The organism is Dactylosporangium sp. NPDC000555, assembly GCF_040300025.1.
In the GTDB taxonomy this organism is placed as follows: domain Bacteria; phylum Actinomycetota; class Actinomycetes; order Mycobacteriales; family Micromonosporaceae; genus Dactylosporangium.
The window spans coordinates 92330-109781 of the sequence record NZ_JBEPDB010000012.1 but is presented as its reverse complement, the minus strand read 5'-3'; the positions used below and the strand labels follow the sequence as shown (position 1 = coordinate 109781).

The window sequence follows — 17452 nt, the reverse complement described above, 5'->3', positions numbered from 1 at the left end:
AAAACCAGAGCCAGCCAGTGACCGGCCCCGTCGCTCCGCTCCGCACCGGTCACGGGCGTTCCTTCACGATGATGTCGACGGCCCGGTCGAAGGCCGTGGCGGGGACGCCCACACCGACCGTGAGGCGCAGGCGGGACCGACCATCCGGAGTGGACGGTGGCCGGAAGCAGCCTACCGCCACGCCCCGGTCCCGGCAGGCGGCCGCCCACGCGAGCGCCTCGTCTGGGCCAGGCGCGGCGATCGAGATCACCCCGCCGGCGGGCTCGGAGACCTCGAGGCCCTCGCCGCGCAGGCGCTCCACCGTGCGCCGGGCCCGGGCGTGCAACTCGGCGCGCAGGTCGTCGCCGTCGGCGAGCAGGCGGAGGGCGGCCAGGGCGCCGGCGGCGACGACCGGCGGCAGGGCGGTGTCGAAGATGAAAGTGCGGCCGGTGTCGATGAGCTCGCGGCGCAGCTGCTCCGGACCGGCGATCACGCCGCCCGCGGCGCCCAGCGACTTGGACAGGGTCGCGGTGACCACGATGCCCGGCGCGCCGGACAGGCCGGCCGCCGCGACTCCCCCGGCGCCGGCCGGGCCGATGACGCCGAGGGCGTGCGCCTCGTCGACGAGCATGAGGGCGCCGTGGGTGCGGGCCACGGCGTAGAGCTCGGCAAGTGGCGCGAGGTCCCCGTCGACCGAGAAGACGCTCTCGGTGACGACGACGGCGGGGCGGCCCGGGTGGCGGGCGAGGATGTCGCGAAGGGCGTCGGGGTCCGCGTGCGGCACGACGACGGTCTCGGCGCCCTCCCGCGCGGCCCGCCCGGCGCAGGCGAGGCGGCAGCCGTCCACGATGGACGCGTGGTTGTGCGCGTCGGAGACGACGAGCGTGCCGCGGCGGACGAGGGCGCGCACGGCGCCCAGGTTGGCGAGGTAGCCGGACGAGTACACCAGCGCGGCCGGCATCCCAAGCAGCGCCGCGAGCGCGGCCTCCAGGTCACGGTGCAGTTCCGTGGAGCCGCGCACCAGGCGCGAGCCGGTGGCGCCCAGGCCGAAGCCCTCGAGGGCCCGCACGGCGGCGGCGAGCACCCCCGGGTGGCGCGACAGCCCGAGGTAGTCGTTGCCCGCCAGGTCGACCACCGGGTCGGCGTCGCCGGCGGCGCGCGGCAGCAGCTCGCGGCGCAGGCCCGCGGCGTGCCGGGCGGCGGCCTCCTCATCGAGTGCGGACAGCCACTCCACCGCAGGCCTCCCGTTACCGTTGTAGAACATCTACGATTCCGATTGTGCGATGTGCACAACCTAACCGAGCCCTCCCGGGGCCGGACAGGCGACCCTAACGCTTTGTAAGGTACGAGCATGCTTGAAGCTGCCAGTCATCAGCCGCGGGCCGTCCTGGACACCGGCGTAGGCCTCGACCACGACGGGGTGCTCGCCGTCCTCCGCTGCACCGACGAGGAACTGCCCGAATACCTCGCCATCGCGCACGAGGTGCGGATGCGCTGGTGCGGTCCGGAGGTCGAGGTCGAGGGCATCGTTTCGCTCAAGACCGGCGGCTGCCCCGAGGACTGCCACTTCTGCTCGCAGTCGGGCCTGTTCACATCGCCGGTGCGGGCGGTGTGGCTGGACATTCCGTCGCTGGTGGAGGCCGCGAAGCAGACCGCGGCCACCGGGGCGACCGAGTTCTGCATCGTCGCCGCCGTGCGCGGCCCGGACGAGCGGCTCATGGCGCAGCTCGCCGACGGCGTCGCCGCGATCCGCGAGGCCGTGGACATCAACATCGCCGCCTCGCTGGGCATGCTGAACCAGGCCCAGGTGGACCGGCTGACCGAGCTGAAGATCCACCGGTACAACCACAATCTGGAGACCGCGCGCTCCCACTTCCCGCAGGTGGTCAGCACCCACAGCTGGGAGGAGCGCTGGGACACGCTGCGGATGGTGCGCGACGCCGGCATGGAGGTCTGCTGCGGCGGCATCCTGGGCCTGGGCGAGAGCGTGGAGCAGCGCGCCGAGTTCGCGATCCAGCTGCAGGAGCTGGACCCGCACGAGGTGCCGCTGAACTTCCTCAACCCGCGCCCGGGCACGCCGCTGGCCGACCAGCCGGTGCTCGACCCCAAGGACGCGCTGCGGGCGATCGCCGCGTTCCGGCTGGCGTTGCCGCGCACGCTGCTGCGATACGCCGGCGGCCGGGAGATCGCGCTCGGCGACCTGGGCACCCGCGACGGCCTGCTGGGCGGCGTCAACGCGGTCATCGTGGGCAACTACCTCACCACGCTGGGCCGCTCACCGTCTGAAGACCTGGCGCTGCTCGACGAGCTGCGCATGCCCGTCAAAGCCCTCTCGGCGACGCTGTGACCGCCGAAACCTACTGCGACCGCTGCGGGGAGCCGCTGATGGGCGGATCCCACGCGGCGTGCGCGGCCGCCCGGGAGCTGGAGCCGCCGCGCTTCTGCCCGCAGTGCCGGCGCCGGATGAAGGTCCAGGTGCTGCCCGCCGGCTGGTCGGCCGCGTGCGTGGAGCACGGGGTCCTCAGCCGGTAGGGCCGGCCCACTCCGTCGACGCGGCCGCGGCCCGGTCCAGCGCCCGGGGGGTGACCCGCGCGAGGGACGAGGCCAGCCGGCCGCGTCGCTGCAGGACCGCCGCGGCCTTCCTCGACTGCTGCAGCACCCGCAGCGCCCGGGCCCGGCGCAGCCGGCTGTACTCCTGCAGCGCCGGTCCCAGCGCCGCGGGAGTGGAGCCCGCCAGCACCGTCTGCAGCGTCGCCACGTCCTCCAGTGCCAGCGAGGCGCCCTGGGCCAGGTGGTGCGGCATGACGTGGGCGGCGTCGCCGACGAGCACGTATCCGCCCGGCCCGGCCGGCACGCCGAAGGTCTCCGGCATCGGCGTCAGCTCGCCGACCGGCTCCTGCACCAGGTCGTCGGCCTCGGTCGCGGCCAGCAGCTGTCCGACCGGGGCGTGCCAGTCGGCGAACCAGCGCCGCAGCAGCGCCAGCTGGCCGGCGGCCGGTTCGGGGCGCAGCGCGCCGGGCACCGTCGCCACCCAGTAGATGCCGCCGCGGGTCGAGCCGCCGGAGAACCCGCGCTCGCCGAGCGAGGCGTAGGCGAACCGCTGGCCGCTACCGAGCGTCTCGCCGTGCGGCGCGACCTCCGGCGGGAGCTCCGGTGCGCGGTACCACGGAATGACCGCCCGCCACGCGGCGAACCCCGCGCTGGCGAAGGTGCTGGCGGAGGCGAGCCGGCGCCGGATCGCGCTGTTCGGGCCGTCCGCGGCCACTACCAGGTCGGCCTCGAACGTCAACCGCCCGTCGCCGACGGCCGGGCGGTCGCGGTGCACCCGGGCACTCTGAACCTCGATGCCGCCGCGCACGTCGACCTGCTCGCCGAGGCCGGCGATGAACGCGTCGTGCAGGTCCTCGCGGTGCACGACCACGGGTGGCGACTCGAGCTGCGAGGCGCCGGGCTGGACCAGCCAGGTGCCGTCGGGGCGGCGGATGCCGGCGGGCGGGACCGGCGTGCTGATGCTGTCGAGGCCGCCGGACAGGCCGAGGGCCTGCAGCGCGCGGACCCCGTTGGGCCACAGTACGAGCGCGGCCCGGCCGGGGCGGAGCCGGTCGTCACGCTCGATCAGGGTGACCTTCCAGCCGGCCCGGGCCAGCGCCCCGGCGGCGGCGAGCCCGCCGACGCCGGCCCCGACCACGACCGCGGTCCGCATCAGGCCTTACCGGCCGCGTCGCTGCTCTCGTGCTCCTTCGCCGGTTGCTCCGGGTCGGGTTCCGTGGCATCCGGCCCGTCGGCCGCTGCCCGCTCACCTGCCTGCTCCGCAGTCTCCGGCTGCTCCCCGGCCTCCGCCGTGCCGTCCGCGGTGTCACCGTCCGGCCCGGCCGGCTCCGCGCCGACCAGCGAGATGCGGCCGTCCTCGTCGAAGGTCACGTGCTCCTGCGGGCCGCGCACGCGCAGGAAGTACACCAGCGCGGCGGCGAAGACGATGATCGACGTCCAGTTGTTCAGGCGCATGCCCAGCACGTGGTGCGCGTCGTCGATGCGCAGCAGCTCGACCCAGAACCGGCCGACCGTGTAGAGCATCACGTAGAGCGCGAAGGCGCGGCCGCGGCCGAACCGATACCGCCGGTCGAGCAGCCATACGGCCACCGCGATGCCGACGCACCACAGCAACTCGTAGAGGAACGTCGGGTGGAAGACGCCCAGCACGACGGGCTGGCCGTCGACCTCCACCGCCTGGCCGTGCTTGGCATCCCAGTTGTACACCTCGAGGCCCCACGGCAGGGAGGTCTCCTTGCCATACAGCTCGTTGTTGAACCAGTTGCCCAAGCGCCCGATCGCCTGGGCCACCGGAAGGCCGACGGCAACCGCGTCGGCGGTCATCGCGAACGGCAGGCCGAGCCGGCGGCACGCGATGTAGGCGCCGAGCGCGCCGGCCGCGATGCCACCCCAGATGCCGAGACCACCCTCCCAGATCTTGAACGCCTTGAGCAGCGAGCCGCCCTCGCCGAAATACCCCTCAGGGGAGGTGATCACGTGATACAGCCGGGCGCCCACGATGCCGAACGGCACCGCCCAGATGGCCACGTCGAGGATCACCCAGGGCGGCGCACCCCGCGACCGTAGACGCCGATCGGTGATGAAACAGGCGGCCACAATGCCCAGCACGATGCAGAGTGCGTAGGCGCGCAGCGGAACAGGTCCGAGGTCCCAGACGCCACGGGTCGGGCTCGGGATCTCGGCCAGCGGTGAAAGGACAACATCCACGGGTGAACACGCTACCGCCGATCCGGGGGATTGCGATGGCCGCCCGTTCGATGCGCCCACGGAGAATACAATGAGCGAAGTTCTCGCTACGTTGAGCAGTGGCGCCTAGAGTGCCAACATGAGCTACTCAGCGCTGAGTAACGGCAGCAAGGTGACCTCCGCCGTCGCCGCCGTCGTCGAGGACGCGGCCGGGCACGTACTGCTGTGCCGCCGGGCCGGCGGCCACGAACTGTGGGCCCTGCCCGGCGGCAAGGTCCGCGCGGCGGAGAGCCCGGTGCACGCGATCATCCGGGACATCCGCGAGGAGACCGGCCTGGAGACCGAGATCGACGAGCTGATCGGCGTGTACCAGCTCACCGGCGACGGGTGCGGCACCGCCGTGCCGGACCTGTTCGTCCACGTTTTCCGCGGCCGCCTCGAGGGCGGCGGACCCGCCCTCAACGCCCCGGGGCGGATCAGCCGGCTGGCCTGGCACTCCCCCGGCGCGCTGCCCGAGCCGCTCACCGTGACCACGCGCGCCGCCATCGCCGACGCGGCCGCCGGACGCTCGGGCGTTATCCGCGAGGTGGAGCGCGACACCGAGCCCGAGGTCGTCGAGGCCTGAAATTCTCTGGCGGATTCCGCTGGATCACCGGGCCCGCATCGGCGAAGATCATTGCATGGCCCCGCGGTACTACGCGCTCGGCGACTCGATGTCGATCGACGACTACGCGGGCGGCCCCGGCCTGGGCGCCGCCTCCCTGCTCTCCGACGACCTCGGCATCGAGCTCATGCTGCTCGCGCGTGACGGCGCGACGAGCGACGACGTGCTGCGCCGGCAGCTCGGCCAGGTGGGCGACCGGCCCGCGCTGGTCACGGTGACCATGGGCGGCAACGACCTGCTCACGGCGATGTTCGAGTCGCCCGGCAAGGTACCGGCGGCGGTGCAGGTGGTCGCGGCCAACTACGACGCGACGCTCACCAGCCTCGCCGCCACCGGGGCGAGGATCGTGGTCAGCACCGTCTACGACCCGACCGACGGCACCGGCGACATGTCCCGGGCCGGCCTGCCCGACGTCGAGGGCGGCCCGGCCGCGCTCGAGGCCCTCAACGCGGAGATTCGCGCGGCGGCGGCCCGCCACGGCGCGGCGGTGGCCGACCTGCACGCGGCGTTCCTGGGCCACGGCACCCAGGCCGGCGACATCACGGACCCCGACTCCCACCCGGCCAACCGGGAGCTGTGGCTGTGCGGCCACATCGAGCCCAACGCGTGGGGCGCCGAGGCGATCCGCGACGCGTGGCGCGCCGCCCTGCGCCCCTAGAGACTAGGCGGCGAAGGCGTAGAGCCGCTGGAGCGCCGCGAAGTACACGTGGCCACCCGACAGCAGCAGCGGCTCGTCGCCGCGCAGGGCGTCGACGTCAAGGTCGAGCCGGCGCACAAGAGCCCCGGTCGCGGCGTCGGCGGCGATCAGTTCGACGCGGTGCGTGCTCACACCACCACGCACGGCGAAGTGGTACACCACCGCGTAGACGACTCCCCCGCCGTTCACGGGGGCCCAGTAGGACGCGTCGACCTCGGCTCGCAGCCCGTACGCGGTGCGCCACCGCCGGGCGCCGGTCGCCGCGTCGAACGCCGCCAGGCCGCCCTGCCCGTCGACCACGAAGAGCGCATCGGCCGACACGCTCGCGTGAACCGGCGACCGCAGCGTATCCGCGTCGCACCACCGCTGCGCCCCGCCCGCCGCGGCGTAGGCGCAGACACCCCGCTCACCGACGGCGAACACGGTGTCGCCCGCCGCGACGAGCCCCGCACCGACGGCGTCGCGCGCCCAGGCGGCGCGGCCGGTCCGCCCGTCGAACGCCTGCAGCCGGCCGGGCCCGATGGCCTGCACGACAAGCCCGCCGACCACGACCGGCAGGTGGAAGCCGGGCTCGCCGCCGAGCGGGGCGGTCCAGGCGATCCCACCGTCGGCGACCCGGAAGGCACTCAGCGTGGCGCCGGCGCTGCGCAGGATCAGCCCGTCACCGACCGTGTACCCGCCGGAGACCTCGTCGGCGAGGGCGATCTCCCAGCGCCGTTGGCCGTTCATCCGGTACCCGCCGAGGAACCGCTGCGCCCCGGGCCGCTCGATCGACTCGACCACCAGCGTGTCCCCGGCCGCCGCGAGCTCCCCGAACGCGCGGCCGGGCTCGTCCACCACGAGCCCGAGGTCGCTGCCGGTGACGGCGTCGTACCGCCGGATCTGCCCCGACGGGCCGCCGGACGAGCGCAGCAGCGTCCCGTCCACCACGACCGCGCCGCCGACCTGCTCGTCCGGCCGCGTGGCCGGGGCCGTCCACGAAAGGCGCAGGCGGCGCGCCGCGGCCACGTCGAGGCCACCGGTGAGCGCCTGGTGGCCGGACCGCCCGGCGTCGCCGCCGTCCTGGCGCCAGTCCGCTCCGGCCCTGGCCGCGTACCGCTCGGCGGCGAGTGCGTGCGCCGGAAACGAGCCCAGCAGGGCGGACAGGGCCGCGAGGAGAAGCATCCGCCGTACCGAATGGGAAAAATGCCGCACGAGGGCTCAACGAACCCGGCGCACGGTTAGTGGCGGCGGACGCCCTCCGCGAGTCGCGCGCTCAGCTTGGCCACCGCGGCGACGCCCGCAGCGGGGGTCTCGGCGTCGAGCAGGCACCGCACCAGGGCGCTGCCGACGATCACGCCGTCGGCGAAGGCGCCGACCTCGGCGGCCTGGTCACCGTTGGACACGCCGAGGCCGACCGCGACCGGGGTGCCGGGCACCAGGCGACGGATGCGCTCGACGAGGGCGGGCGCGGCGCTGCTGGTCTGGCTGCGGGCGCCGGTCACGCCCATGACGCTGGTGGCGTAGACGAACCCGCGGCAGGCGGCGGCGGTGGATGAGATGCGCGCGTCGGTGGACGAGGGCGAGACGAGGAAGACCCGATCCAGCCCGTGCGCGTCGGACGCGGCCAGCCACGGCTCCGCCTCGTCCGGGATGAGGTCGGGCGTGATCAGCCCGGCCCCGCCCGCGGCGGCGAGGTCGGCGGAGAAGCGCTCGACGCCGTAGCGCTCGACGAGGTTCCAGTACGTCATGGTGAGGATCGGCGCGCCGGTCGACGCCGCCGCCTCGACGGTGCGCAGGCCGTCGCGGACCCGGAAGCCGGCGGCGAGCGCGGCCTCGGTGGCGCGCTGGATGACGGGGCCGTCCATGACCGGGTCGGAGTACGGCAGGCCGACCTCGACGATGTCCACCCCATTGTCGATCATGGCGCGGACGGCGTCGACGGCCGTGGCGTAGTCGGGGAAGCCGGCCGGGAGGTACCCGATCAGCGCGCTGCGGCCCTCGGCCCGGGCCTTCTCGAACGCCGTCTGGACTGTCACACCCTGAACCATTCGCCCTATACCTCGAACCATTCGCGCGCGGTGTCCATGTCCTTGTCACCGCGGCCCGACAGGCAGACGATCACGGTCGGCTCGCGGCCCAGGTCGGCGGCCAGGCGCGGGATCACCCGCAGGGCACCGGCGACGGCGTGCGCGCTCTCGATCGCGGGGATGATCCCCTCGGTGCGGCACAGCAGCTTGAAGGCGTCCATCGCCTCGGCGTCGGTGACCGGCTCGTACTGCGCGCGGCCCGTATCGTGCAGGTAGGCGTGCTCGGGGCCGACCGCCGGGTAGTCCAGGCCGGCCGAGATCGAGTGCGACTCGATGGTCTGGCCGTCCTCGTCCTGCAGCAGGTAGGTGCGCGCGCCGTGCAGCACGCCGGTCGCGCCGCCGGTGATGCTCGCCGCGTGCCGGCCGGTGTCCACGCCGTCGCCGCCGGCCTCGAACCCGAACAGCCGCACGCCCTCGTCGGGCACGAAGGCCTGAAACGCGCCGATCGCGTTGGAGCCGCCGCCGACGCAGGCCGCGACCGCGTCGGGCAAGCGACCGGTCTGCTCGAGGATCTGCCGGCGCGCCTCGACGCTGATCCCGCCGACGAAGTCGCGCACCATCGCCGGGAACGGGTGCGGCCCGGCGGCGGTGCCCAGCAGGTAGTGCGTGTTGTCGACGTTGGTCACCCAGTCGCGCAGGGCCTCGTTGATGGCGTCCTTGAGCGTCTTGGAGCCGGTCGCGACGGGCACCACGGTGGCGCCGAGCATGCGCATCCGGGCGACGTTGAGCGCCTGGCGACGGGTGTCCTCCTCACCCATGTACACCACACACTCGAGGTCGAGCAGCGCGCAGGCGGTGGCGCTGGCCACACCGTGCTGTCCCGCCCCGGTCTCGGCGATGACCCTGGTCTTGCCCATCCGCCGGGTGAGCAGCGCCTGGCCCAGCACGTTGCGCACCTTGTGCGCGCCGGTGTGGTTGAGATCCTCACGCTTGAGGAAGATCGTCGCACCGGTACCGCGGGACAGCCGCTCCGCCCGGTAGAGCGGGCTCGGCGTGTTGGCGTAGTCGCGCAGCAGCCGCCCGAACTCGGCTTGGAACGCCTCGTCGGCCTGCGCGTGCCGGTATGCGGCGTCGAGCTGGTCGAGCGCGGCGATGAGCGCCTCGGGGACGAACCGGCCACCGTAGGTGCCGAAGTGCCCGGACGGGTCGGGCAGCAGGCCCGCGGCGGACAGGAACGCGCTCACCGGGCCGCCCGCGGCGTCGCGGGGTGGCTGCCGGCCGTGACCAGCTCGGCGACCGCGTCGCGGGGGCTCTTCTGGGTCACCAGGCCCTCGCCGACCAGCACCGCGTCGGCGCCCGCCGACGCGTAGCGGATCAGGTCGTGCGTGCCGCGCACCCCCGACTCGGCGATCTTGACCACCTCGGCGGGCAGGCCGGGCGCGATCCGCTCGAACACGGTGCGGTCCACCTCGAGCGTGCGCAGGTTGCGCGCGTTGACCCCGATCACCCGCGCCCCGGCCTCGAGGGCGCGGTCGGTCTCCTCCTCGTCGTGCACCTCGACCAGCGCCGTCATGCCGAGGCTCTCGATCCGGTCGAGCAGCCCGGTCAGCGTGTTCTGGTCCAGCGCGGCGACGATGAGCAGCACGAGGTCGGCGCCATACGCCCGGGCCTCGTGCACCTGATAGGAGGACACGACGAAGTCCTTGCGCAGCAACGGCACGTCGACGGCGGCGCGGACGGCGGCGAAGTCGTCGAGGCTGCCGCCGAACCACCGGCCCTCAGTGAGCACGCTGACGCAGCGGGCGCCGCCGGCCGCATACTCCTTCGCGAGCTCGGCCGGGTCCGGGATCTCGGCCAGCTGACCCTTCGACGGCGACGAGCGCTTGACCTCCGCGATCACGCCGACGCCGGGAGCGCGCAGCTTCGCGTATGCGTCCCGTGGTGGCGGCGCCTGCGCGGCGCGCTGCTTGATGTCTGCAAGGGGCACCTGAGCCTCACGGGCCGCCAGGTCCTCGCGCACTCCGGCGAGGATCTCGTCGAGCACCCGGCCGCTTTCCGCGTTGATCAAGGAGCTCCCCTCTCCGGTGGTCATGCGACCGATGCTAGGTCGCCCCCGGTCAGTGGACGGTCGCGGGGGTATGGCCGACGTCACCTGACAGGCTAGGGCATAATGCCTCGCCGCCGAGTTTTGTCGTACCCCGGTTCTAGGGTGTCGGCATGAGCGTGCAGCGGGCGAACACATTGACGGCGGGCTGGGCTTCTGTGTCCCCCGCCGGAGTGTTCTCGGGCGCCGCCGTCTATCCCCTCCTGGCCCTGCTCGCCTCCGTCGCCGGCGGCCCGGCCCGCGCTGAGTTGCTCGCGGTCGCGCCGACGCCGCTCGATCTGCCGGTGCGCTGCGCCCTCGGCGTCTGGACCCGCGAGGGCACCCCGCTGACGCTGGACTGGGCGGCCCGCTGCGACCCGCGGCTCACCGGCGACCCGGCTATCGACCGCCCGCTGCTTGACGCGTGGGCGTCCACACAGGCCGGCGCCCCGGTCCCGCCCCTGCCGGCCGCCACCGTCGGCCCTGCGAACGAAGACGCCGTGGTCCTGGCCTCGGCCGTGGCCGTGACCGCCGGCTGGCGGGACCCGTTCACCGACGGCGTCATGCGCCCGGTGGCCGGCCCGTGGGCCGGTCACCGCCTCGCCTCGCTGCACCGCCGCGGCCCCGACCTCTCCGTGCTGCGGGTCGCCGCGACCGCCGCCGGTCCCGTCACCCTCCTCGCCGTCGCCGGCACCGCGGACGTCGACGTAATCCTGTGCACGGCCGCCGGCGGCGCCCCACCGGGCGCGGTCCTCGCCGCCGCGACCACCGCCGCGGGCGCGGCGACCCCGGCCACGGAGGGCCCCGCGATCACCAGCGCGCTGGTCGACGCCGACGACGCCGAGCCGGAGCTGGTGGTGAAGGTCCCACGCTTCGCCGTGTCCGCCGCCCACGACCTGCTCGCCGCGGCCGACGCCTTCGGGCTGCGCACGGCCTCGGCATCGGGCACGTTCCCGGGCATCGGCCCCGGCGGCCTGCGGGTCGGCGCGGCCGGGCAGAGCACGGCGGCGGCGTTCACCGCCGGCGGATTCGGCGGGTTTCCGGCGACCACGGCGGCGCCACCACCCGTGGTCCCGGTGCCGCATCGGGCATCCACGACCCGCAGGCTGCGCGTGACCGTGCGCTTCGACCTGCCGTTCGGCTATCTGACCATCCACCGTCCGACCGGCCTCGTCGTGATGGCCGGCTGGATCGACGACCCGGAGCATGCGCGATGAGCATCGAGGATGCCAACCGAGATCGGCGCCCCAGGACGCCGCCACTGTGCCTCGGGCTCCTAGTCCGCTTGCTCCGGCTCGGCCTGTTCCTCCGGCTCGGTCCGCTCCTGCGGCTCGGCCGTCGGCGGCTTCGCGTTCGGTCGCTGCCAGCGGGCCGGGATCTGGCCGCGCGCCTGCATCTCCTTCCACTTGGCGAAGGGGTCGAACTCGTGCTCCAGCGGCTCTTGCGGCGGGCGTTCGGCCTCGGGCACGTGCACGAGGTTGACCCGGACGCGATACCAGACCGAGTTGATCCCCCGCATCGAGTCGACCAGGACGTCGGCCGGCTCCAGCAGCGGCCACACCGCCGGGTGCCGCTCCTTCCACCGCTCGAGGTCGGCCAGCGCCTCCTCCCGCGTCGCGGTGCGCGTGACCTCGATCAGCGGCATGCTCGGCTGGCGGCGGCCCGTGCCCTTCTTCGCCGGCGCCCGCTTCTTGAACGTGGCGGCGAGCTCCAGCAGCGGCTCGAGCGACCCGCGCGCGTCCTCGATGCCCGCCCACGGGTCGGGCCGGCCGGGGAGCGTCTCCATCGTGAACGCGGCGGGGTCGCAGCCGGGCACCTCGTCCCACGCGAGCGGGGCCGAGACCTTCGCCTCCTCCGACGGGCGCACCGAATACCCGGAGGCCGTCGTGTGGTCCTTCGCGTTCTGGTTGTAGTCGACGAAGACGCCGTGCCGCTCCTCCTTCCACCAGGCGCCGGTGGCGAGGTCGGGCGCCCGGCGGGCGACCTCCCGGGCGAAGCCCTCGGCGGCCCGGCGCACCTCGGCGAACGTCCAGCGCGGCTCGATGCGGGCGTAGATGTGGAAGCCGCGGGAGCCGGACGTCTTCGGCCAGCCGGCCAGGCCGTGCTCCTCCAGGACCTCCCGCGCGATCAGCGCGACGTCGATCACCTGGCCCCACGGCACGCCCGGCACCGGGTCGAGGTCGATGCGCAGCTCGTCGGGGTGGTCGAGGTCCTCGGCGAGGACCGAGTGGGTGTGCAGCTCCAGGCAGCCGAGGTTGACGACCCACGCGAGCTGCGCGGCGTCGCGCAGCACGACCTCCTCGGCGGTGCGCCCGGACGGGTAGCGCAGCTGCGCGGTCTCGATCCACTCGGGGCGCTTGGCGGGTGCGCGCTTCTGGAAGAACGCCTCGCCCTCGATACCGTTGACGTAGCGTTTGAGCGCCATCGGCCGGCCGCCCGCCCCGCGCAACGCCCCGTCGGCGACGGCCAGGTAGTAGCGCACGACGTCGAGCTTGGTGCGGCCGGACTTCGGGAAGTAGACCTTGTCGGGATTGGTGATGGTCACCTCGCGCCCGGCGACCTCGATCACTTCCTCGGTGCTGCTCGCCATGGGCCGACCCTACTAGCGCATGTCCCCGGCGGCCGACCTTCGCCGACCTTCGACAGCCTCGGCCGCGCCTCGGTCAGGGCGATCCCGCCGGCCGGGTCCTCGCCCCGGTCGCGCCTTGCTCCCCCGCGTGCCCGGCCTTGGTCAGGGGCGGTCGCCGGTGGTGGGGTCCTCGCCACGGTCGAGGGCGTCCCACAGCTCCGCCTGGGAGGCGGGCCGGTCCGGTTTCTTCTCGGGCGCCGCCGGACGCTCGTATCGGGCGCCCATCCCCGGCCACGACCGCCCGGCGCGCACGGTGACCAGGCCCGCCGCCAGCACGACCAGGCCGCCGAGGGTACACAGCAGCGGCCAGACGACCTTGACGTCGTCACCGAGCGTGACCAGCGCGGCGGCCACCACCCCAGCGCCCGACAGGATCAGCAGCGCCCCCACGACCAGCCGCGCCGCGGCCCGGGTGGCCAGCAGCGCCCCGGCGCCGGCCAGCGCCACCACGCCGAGGGCCGGCAGCCAGGGGGCGATCTCCGTGCCGGTGCGGTGCTTCGTGATCGGCGGCAGCGGCGCCGGCTGGTTGGTGAGCACGTCCTGCCAGCCCCGGGTAGCGGCCAGCAGGACCAGCCCGGCGCCCGCGGCGCAGGCCACGGCCGTGGTCGCGAGGCCACGCCGACCGGTCATCCGGCCGATCAGGTTCACCGGGCCGGCCGTAGCGTCTCGGCGGTTGCGATGGCGGCGAGCACCGCCGCGGCCTTGTTGCGGGTCTCGGTCTCCTCCGCGGTGGGGTCGGAGTCGGCGACAATGCCGGCGCCGGCCTGCACGTATGCCATCCGGTCGCGGATCAGCGCGGTGCGGATCGCGATCGCGGTGTCCATGTCACCGCCGAAGCCGAAGTAGCCGACGACCCCGCCGTACAGGCCGCGGCGCGTCGGCTCGAGCTCCTCGATGATCTCCATCGCGCGCACCTTCGGCGCCCCCGACAGGGTGCCGGCCGGAAACGTGGCCGCGAGCGTGTCGAACGCGCTGCGATCGTCGTGCAGCTCGCCGACCACGGTCGAGACGATGTGCATGACGTGCGAGTACCGCTCGACGGTCATGAACTCGGGCACCTCCACCGTGCCGGGCTTGCACACCCGCCCGAGGTCGTTGCGGGCGAGGTCGACGAGCATCACGTGCTCCGCCCGCTCCTTCGGGTCGGCGAGCAGGTCGGCGGCGAGCGCCGCGTCCTCCTCCGGCGTCGCCCCGCGCCAGCGCGTGCCCGCGATCGGATGCAGCAGTGCCCGCCGCCCGTCCACCTTCACGTGTACCTCGGGTGACGACCCGACCACGTCGAAGCCGTCGAAGCGCAGCAGGTACATGTACGGGCTGGGATTGGTCGTCCGCAGCACCCGGTAGACGTCCAGCGGGTCCGCCTCGGTGGCCCGCTCGAAGCGCTGGGCGACCACGATCTGGAAGCACTCCCCGGCCCGGATGGCCTCCTTGGCGACCTCGACCGCCTTCGGGTACTCCCCCACCGGCGTGCGGCTGACCACCTCGCCGACCGGCACTCTGTCCACAGTGGACACCAGCGGCGGCGTGGGCCGGGACAATGCCGTGGTCATCGCGTCCAGCCGGCCGATCGCCTGGTGATACGCGGCCCCGACCACCGCGTCGTCCGCCCCGGCCGCCGGCAGCACCGCGTTGGCGATCAGCAGCGCCGCGCCCTCGAAGTGGTCCAGCGCGACGAGGTCAGTCGCGAGCATCATGCCCAGCTCGGGGTGGTTCAGGTCGTCGAGGGCGAGCTCCGGCAGGCGCTCGAAGCGGCGTACCGCGTCGTAGGACAGGAAGCCGACGAGCCCGCCCGACAGCGGCGGCAGGTCCAGGCCGCGCAGGTCGGCGTCGTCCGCGCTCAGCGCCTCGATCGTGGCCCGCAGCACCTCGGTCGGGTCTCCGTCGACCGACACGTTCGCGGGCGGCGTGCCGAGCCAGTGCGCGTGCCCGTCCCGCTCGACGAGCGTGGCCATGCTGCGGACCCCGATGAAGCTGTACCGCGACCAGACCGCCCCCGCCGCCCCGGCGCCCTGCTCGGCAGACTCGAGCAGGAACGTGCCCGGGCCGCCGGCGAGCTTGCGGTACACCCCGACCGGCGTCTCACCGTCGGCCAGCAGCCGGCGGGTCACCGGCACCACCCGGCGGGTCCGGGCCAGCTCGCGGAAGGTGGCCTCGTCCGGGGCCACGGCGCCGGTGGTCATCCGGCCACCTCCAGTGGGGTGTAGAAGCACGTGTGGTTGCCGGTGTGGCAGGCGGCGCCGGTCTGCTCGACGGTGAGCAGCAGAGCGTCACCGTCGCAGTCGACCGCCATGCTCTTGACGTGCTGGACGTGGCCCGAGGTCTCGCCCTTGAGCCAGTACTCCTTCCGGCTGCGCGACCAGTAGGTGGCCCGCCCCGTCGTGAGGGTGCGATGCAGCGCCTCGTCGTCCATCCACGCCAGCATGAGCACCTGCCCGGTGCCGTGCTCCTGAACGATCACGGGCACCAGCCCGGCCTCGTTCCGGCGTAGACGATTGGCGACTTCTGGATCAAGCTTCGACGACACAACGGCAATTCTCGCGCACTGCGGACACTCGGCGGTTTGGGGTCTATGGCTGCTGGTGTTGAGGGAGTACTTTGGCGGTGCGCCGCACGGAAGATCTGCGCGGTCGCCCCACCTTCCCCGCCCTCCTGACGGCCACCCCCAACCCGTCTCACTGGGGGCACCCCACCGTCGGTCATGCGGTCGTCGGTTCCGGGCGCCGCTCGGCCTCCCGGCGTCCGCGACCCCAGCGCTGAGCCAAGCAGCAGTCCGACCGGGTGGCTGCCCCCGTTCGGACCGAGCGGACGGAGGACCCAACGATGCACCCCAACTTCACCCCGCCGAACAACCAGTCGAGCCCATCCCCTGAAGTCGCCGCTTCGGAGGACAAGCCGGCCGAGGCCGTGGTGCCCGAGCCGCGCCAGCCGCTCGACGACGCCCTGGCGGCGACCGCCGACGCCGACAACGCCCCCGCCCCGGCAGAGTCCCCCGAGTCCTCCGCTGATGACCACCTCGCCGACACGTCGGCGATCTCCGTCTCCGTGCCCGACGACATCTCCACCATCGTCGGCCCTGCCGCCGAATCCCCGGAGCCGCTCACGGAGGACGACTCCGCCGCTTCCGAGGCCGCCACGGACATCGTTGATGAGGCTCTCACGGACGCCGCGGAGGAGGCGTCCACGGAGGCCGCGGAGGAGGCCGTCGCCGAGCCGGAAGGCGATGAGGCGGCCGTCGAGGTCACCGAGGCTGGGGCCGAGGACGCGGATGCTGTTGCGGAAACCGAGGAGTCCGCCGCCGAGCCGGGCGAAGAGGAGCCCACGGCCGAGACCACCGACGAGCCCGAGACCGAGCCCGAGGAGATCGAAGCAGCCGCGGACGCCGAGGAGCCGGGCGACGAGGAGCCCGCCGCCGAGATCACGGACGAGCCCGAGACCGAGGCCACCGAGGACGTCGAGGACGCCGCAGACGCGGAGGAATCCGACGCCGAACCCGAAGCAGCCACCGACACCGCCGAAGAGGCCGAAACCGTCACCGAAACCGGCGACGAGGAACCAGCCGCCGAAACCGCCGAGGCCGCCGACGAAGAACCGGTCGCCGAGACTGCGGAGGACGCCAGCGACGAAGAGGCGGTCGCCGAGGCCACCAACGAGGTCGCAGACGAGGAGCCGGCCGCCGACGAAGAGCCCACCGCTGAGACCACGGACGAGATCGCCGACGAGGAGGCGGTCACCGACGTCGACGCCGAGCCCAGCGACCAGGAGCCCACCGCCGAGACCACAGACGAAGTCGCCGACGAGGAGGCGACCACCGGCGGAGAGCCCACCGCCGAGGCGGAGGACGTGGAGCCCGAAGCGACCGAGGTGGCCGAAGCCGTCGCCGAGAGCGACGACGCGGAGCCCGAGGCCGTTGCCGACGAGGCCGGGAACGAGAACGAAGAGGCAGACGCGGACGAACCGGCCGCCGAGGTGGTCGTCGAGGAAGCCTCCGCCGACGAGGAAGCCGAGGCGGAGCCCGCCACCGCCGAGGGCGACGAGCAGCCCGTCGCCGAGACTGCGGATGAGGCCAGCGACGAAGAGGCGGTCGCCGAGGCCACCAACGAGGTCGCAGACGAAGAGCCCACCGCTGAGGCCACCGACGAGGGGGCGGTCGCCGAGCCCAACGACGAGCCCAACGACGAGCCCAACGACGAGCCCAGCGACCAGGAACCCACCGCCGAGGCGGAGGACGTAGAGCCCGAGGTGGCCGAAGCAGTCACCGAGAGCGACGACGCGGAGCCCGAGGAAGAGGCCACCGCGGAAGCCGATGAGGTCACCGACGAGCCGGCCGAGCAGACCACCGCCGAAACCGAAGAGGCCCAAGAGGAGACCGCCGAGGAGCCCGATGCCGAGGCCTCCGAGGAGCCCACCGACGAGACCGAAGAAGAGCCCATCGCAGAAGCCGACGAGCCGGCCGAGCAGACCGCCGTCGAGGCCACCGAGGACTCGCAGGACGACGCGGCCGAGGAGCCAGCAGCCGAGGCCGAAGAAGCATCAGACGTCGAGCCCACCGAGGACACCACGGAGGACGCCGCCGCCGAAGCCGACGACGCCCAAGAAGAGGCCATCGAGGAGCCCGAAGCCGAGGCCGCCGCCGAGACCGACGAAGAGGCCAGCG

General features: G+C 73.8%; 17 protein-coding genes. 6 read left to right on the top strand and 11 right to left on the bottom strand.

The window, feature by feature from the left end; genetic code table 11:
* Positions 1-49 precede the first annotated feature (49 nt).
* A complete protein-coding gene (locus ABT297_RS10835) occupies positions 50-1243 on the bottom strand; it encodes an 8-amino-7-oxononanoate synthase (RefSeq protein WP_502885549.1) in 1194 nt (397 codons plus the stop codon).
* Between the two features lie 87 nt (positions 1244-1330).
* On the opposite strand from ABT297_RS10835, the gene bioB reads away from it, so the two are divergent.
* Positions 1331-2326 carry a biotin synthase BioB gene (gene bioB / locus ABT297_RS10830; RefSeq protein ID WP_350547356.1) on the top strand — a complete coding sequence of 332 codons (996 nt, stop codon included), beginning with the start codon at positions 1331-1333 and terminating at the stop codon, positions 2324-2326.
* Positions 2323-2511, top strand: coding sequence for a biotin synthase auxiliary protein BsaP (gene bsaP / locus ABT297_RS10825; RefSeq protein WP_502885548.1), 189 nt, complete (start codon positions 2323-2325; stop codon positions 2509-2511). Before bioB ends, bsaP begins: the two co-directional genes overlap by 4 nt.
* Here the strand turns inward: bsaP and ABT297_RS10820 are convergent.
* Both ABT297_RS10820 and lgt read right to left on the bottom strand, forming a co-directional pair.
* Entirely contained in the window at positions 2501-3682 is a 1182-nt protein-coding gene (locus ABT297_RS10820) for an FAD-dependent oxidoreductase (RefSeq protein ID WP_350547350.1), read from the bottom strand. The genes bsaP and ABT297_RS10820 overlap by 11 nt on opposite strands.
* Entirely contained in the window at positions 3682-4737 is a 1056-nt protein-coding gene (lgt, locus tag ABT297_RS10815; RefSeq protein WP_350547347.1) for a prolipoprotein diacylglyceryl transferase, read from the bottom strand. Before lgt ends, ABT297_RS10820 begins: the two co-directional genes overlap by 1 nt.
* 118 nt (positions 4738-4855) lie before the next feature.
* Here lgt and ABT297_RS10810 point away from each other — a divergent pair, with 118 nt between their 5' ends.
* Positions 4856-5341 carry an NUDIX hydrolase gene (locus tag ABT297_RS10810; protein ID WP_350547344.1) on the top strand — a complete coding sequence of 162 codons (486 nt, stop codon included), beginning with the start codon at positions 4856-4858 and terminating at the stop codon, positions 5339-5341.
* A gap of 55 nt (positions 5342-5396) precedes the next feature.
* Positions 5397-6038: an SGNH/GDSL hydrolase family protein gene (locus ABT297_RS10805; protein ID WP_350547341.1), complete on the top strand. Its 642-nt coding sequence runs from the start codon at positions 5397-5399 to the stop codon at positions 6036-6038.
* A 3-nt stretch (positions 6039-6041) separates the two neighbouring features.
* Here the strand turns inward: ABT297_RS10805 and ABT297_RS10800 are convergent, their stop codons facing one another.
* From ABT297_RS10800 to trpC, 4 genes are read right to left on the bottom strand one after another with little or no spacing between them, the layout of a single operon-like run.
* Positions 6042-7241, bottom strand: coding sequence for an outer membrane protein assembly factor BamB family protein (locus tag ABT297_RS10800; RefSeq protein WP_350547338.1), 1200 nt, complete (start codon positions 7239-7241; stop codon positions 6042-6044).
* Between the two features lie 56 nt (positions 7242-7297).
* Positions 7298-8095: a tryptophan synthase subunit alpha gene (trpA, locus tag ABT297_RS10795; RefSeq protein WP_350547335.1), complete on the bottom strand. Its 798-nt coding sequence runs from the start codon at positions 8093-8095 to the stop codon at positions 7298-7300.
* A 17-nt stretch (positions 8096-8112) separates the two neighbouring features.
* Positions 8113-9330 (bottom strand): tryptophan synthase subunit beta, encoded by a 1218-nt coding sequence (trpB, locus tag ABT297_RS10790; RefSeq protein ID WP_502885547.1) that lies wholly within the window; start codon positions 9328-9330, stop codon positions 8113-8115.
* Entirely contained in the window at positions 9327-10130 is an 804-nt protein-coding gene (gene trpC, locus ABT297_RS10785) for an indole-3-glycerol phosphate synthase TrpC (RefSeq protein WP_350547504.1), read from the bottom strand. Before trpC ends, trpB begins: the two co-directional genes overlap by 4 nt.
* Positions 10131-10303: 173 nt before the next feature.
* Here trpC and ABT297_RS10780 point away from each other — a divergent pair, with 173 nt between their 5' ends.
* Positions 10304-11386 (top strand): hypothetical protein, encoded by a 1083-nt coding sequence (locus ABT297_RS10780; protein WP_350547332.1) that lies wholly within the window; start codon positions 10304-10306, stop codon positions 11384-11386.
* A gap of 59 nt (positions 11387-11445) precedes the next feature.
* Here the strand turns inward: ABT297_RS10780 and ligD are convergent, their stop codons facing one another.
* The 4 genes from ligD to hisI form a co-directional block, all read right to left on the bottom strand.
* Positions 11446-12759, bottom strand: coding sequence for a non-homologous end-joining DNA ligase (gene ligD, locus ABT297_RS10775; RefSeq protein WP_350547329.1), 1314 nt, complete (start codon positions 12757-12759; stop codon positions 11446-11448).
* A 141-nt stretch (positions 12760-12900) separates the two neighbouring features.
* Complete coding sequence (locus ABT297_RS10770; RefSeq protein ID WP_350547326.1) at positions 12901-13446, bottom strand: Trp biosynthesis-associated membrane protein; 546 nt, start codon at positions 13444-13446, stop codon at positions 12901-12903.
* The gene (locus ABT297_RS10765) at positions 13443-14978 is read right to left on the bottom strand and encodes an anthranilate synthase component I (RefSeq protein WP_350547323.1); all 1536 of its coding nucleotides are present in this window, start codon (positions 14976-14978) and stop codon (positions 13443-13445) included. The genes ABT297_RS10770 and ABT297_RS10765 overlap by 4 nt, the downstream gene beginning before the upstream one ends.
* On the bottom strand, positions 14975-15331 hold the full coding sequence (gene hisI, locus ABT297_RS10760; RefSeq protein ID WP_350547501.1) for a phosphoribosyl-AMP cyclohydrolase: 357 nt from the start codon (positions 15329-15331) through the stop codon (positions 14975-14977). The genes ABT297_RS10765 and hisI overlap by 4 nt, the downstream gene beginning before the upstream one ends.
* A gap of 287 nt (positions 15332-15618) precedes the next feature.
* Here hisI and ABT297_RS10755 point away from each other — a divergent pair.
* Positions 15619-17452, top strand: a 1834-nt coding sequence (locus tag ABT297_RS10755; protein WP_502885546.1) for a hypothetical protein, incomplete at its 3' end; no start/stop codon positions are given.

What these genes read in the sequence shown, in the direction of transcription:
- ABT297_RS10835 (WP_502885549.1), bottom strand. Translation starts at nt 1,243, where the DNA reads ATGTTCTACAACGGTAACGGGAGGCCTGCGGTGGAGTGGCTGTCCGCA.
- bioB (WP_350547356.1), top strand. Translation starts at nt 1,331, where the DNA reads ATGCTTGAAGCTGCCAGTCATCAGCCGCGGGCCGTCCTGGACACCGGC.
- ABT297_RS10820 (WP_350547350.1), bottom strand. Translation starts at nt 3,682, where the DNA reads ATGCGGACCGCGGTCGTGGTCGGGGCCGGCGTCGGCGGGCTCGCCGCC.
- ABT297_RS10810 (WP_350547344.1), top strand. Translation starts at nt 4,856, where the DNA reads ATGAGCTACTCAGCGCTGAGTAACGGCAGCAAGGTGACCTCCGCCGTC.
- ABT297_RS10805 (WP_350547341.1), top strand. Translation starts at nt 5,397, where the DNA reads ATGGCCCCGCGGTACTACGCGCTCGGCGACTCGATGTCGATCGACGAC.
- ABT297_RS10800 (WP_350547338.1), bottom strand. Translation starts at nt 7,241, where the DNA reads ATGCTTCTCCTCGCGGCCCTGTCCGCCCTGCTGGGCTCGTTTCCGGCG.
- ABT297_RS10780 (WP_350547332.1), top strand. Translation starts at nt 10,304, where the DNA reads ATGAGCGTGCAGCGGGCGAACACATTGACGGCGGGCTGGGCTTCTGTG.
- ligD (WP_350547329.1), bottom strand. Translation starts at nt 12,759, where the DNA reads ATGGCGAGCAGCACCGAGGAAGTGATCGAGGTCGCCGGGCGCGAGGTG.
- ABT297_RS10765 (WP_350547323.1), bottom strand. Translation starts at nt 14,978, where the DNA reads ATGACCACCGGCGCCGTGGCCCCGGACGAGGCCACCTTCCGCGAGCTG.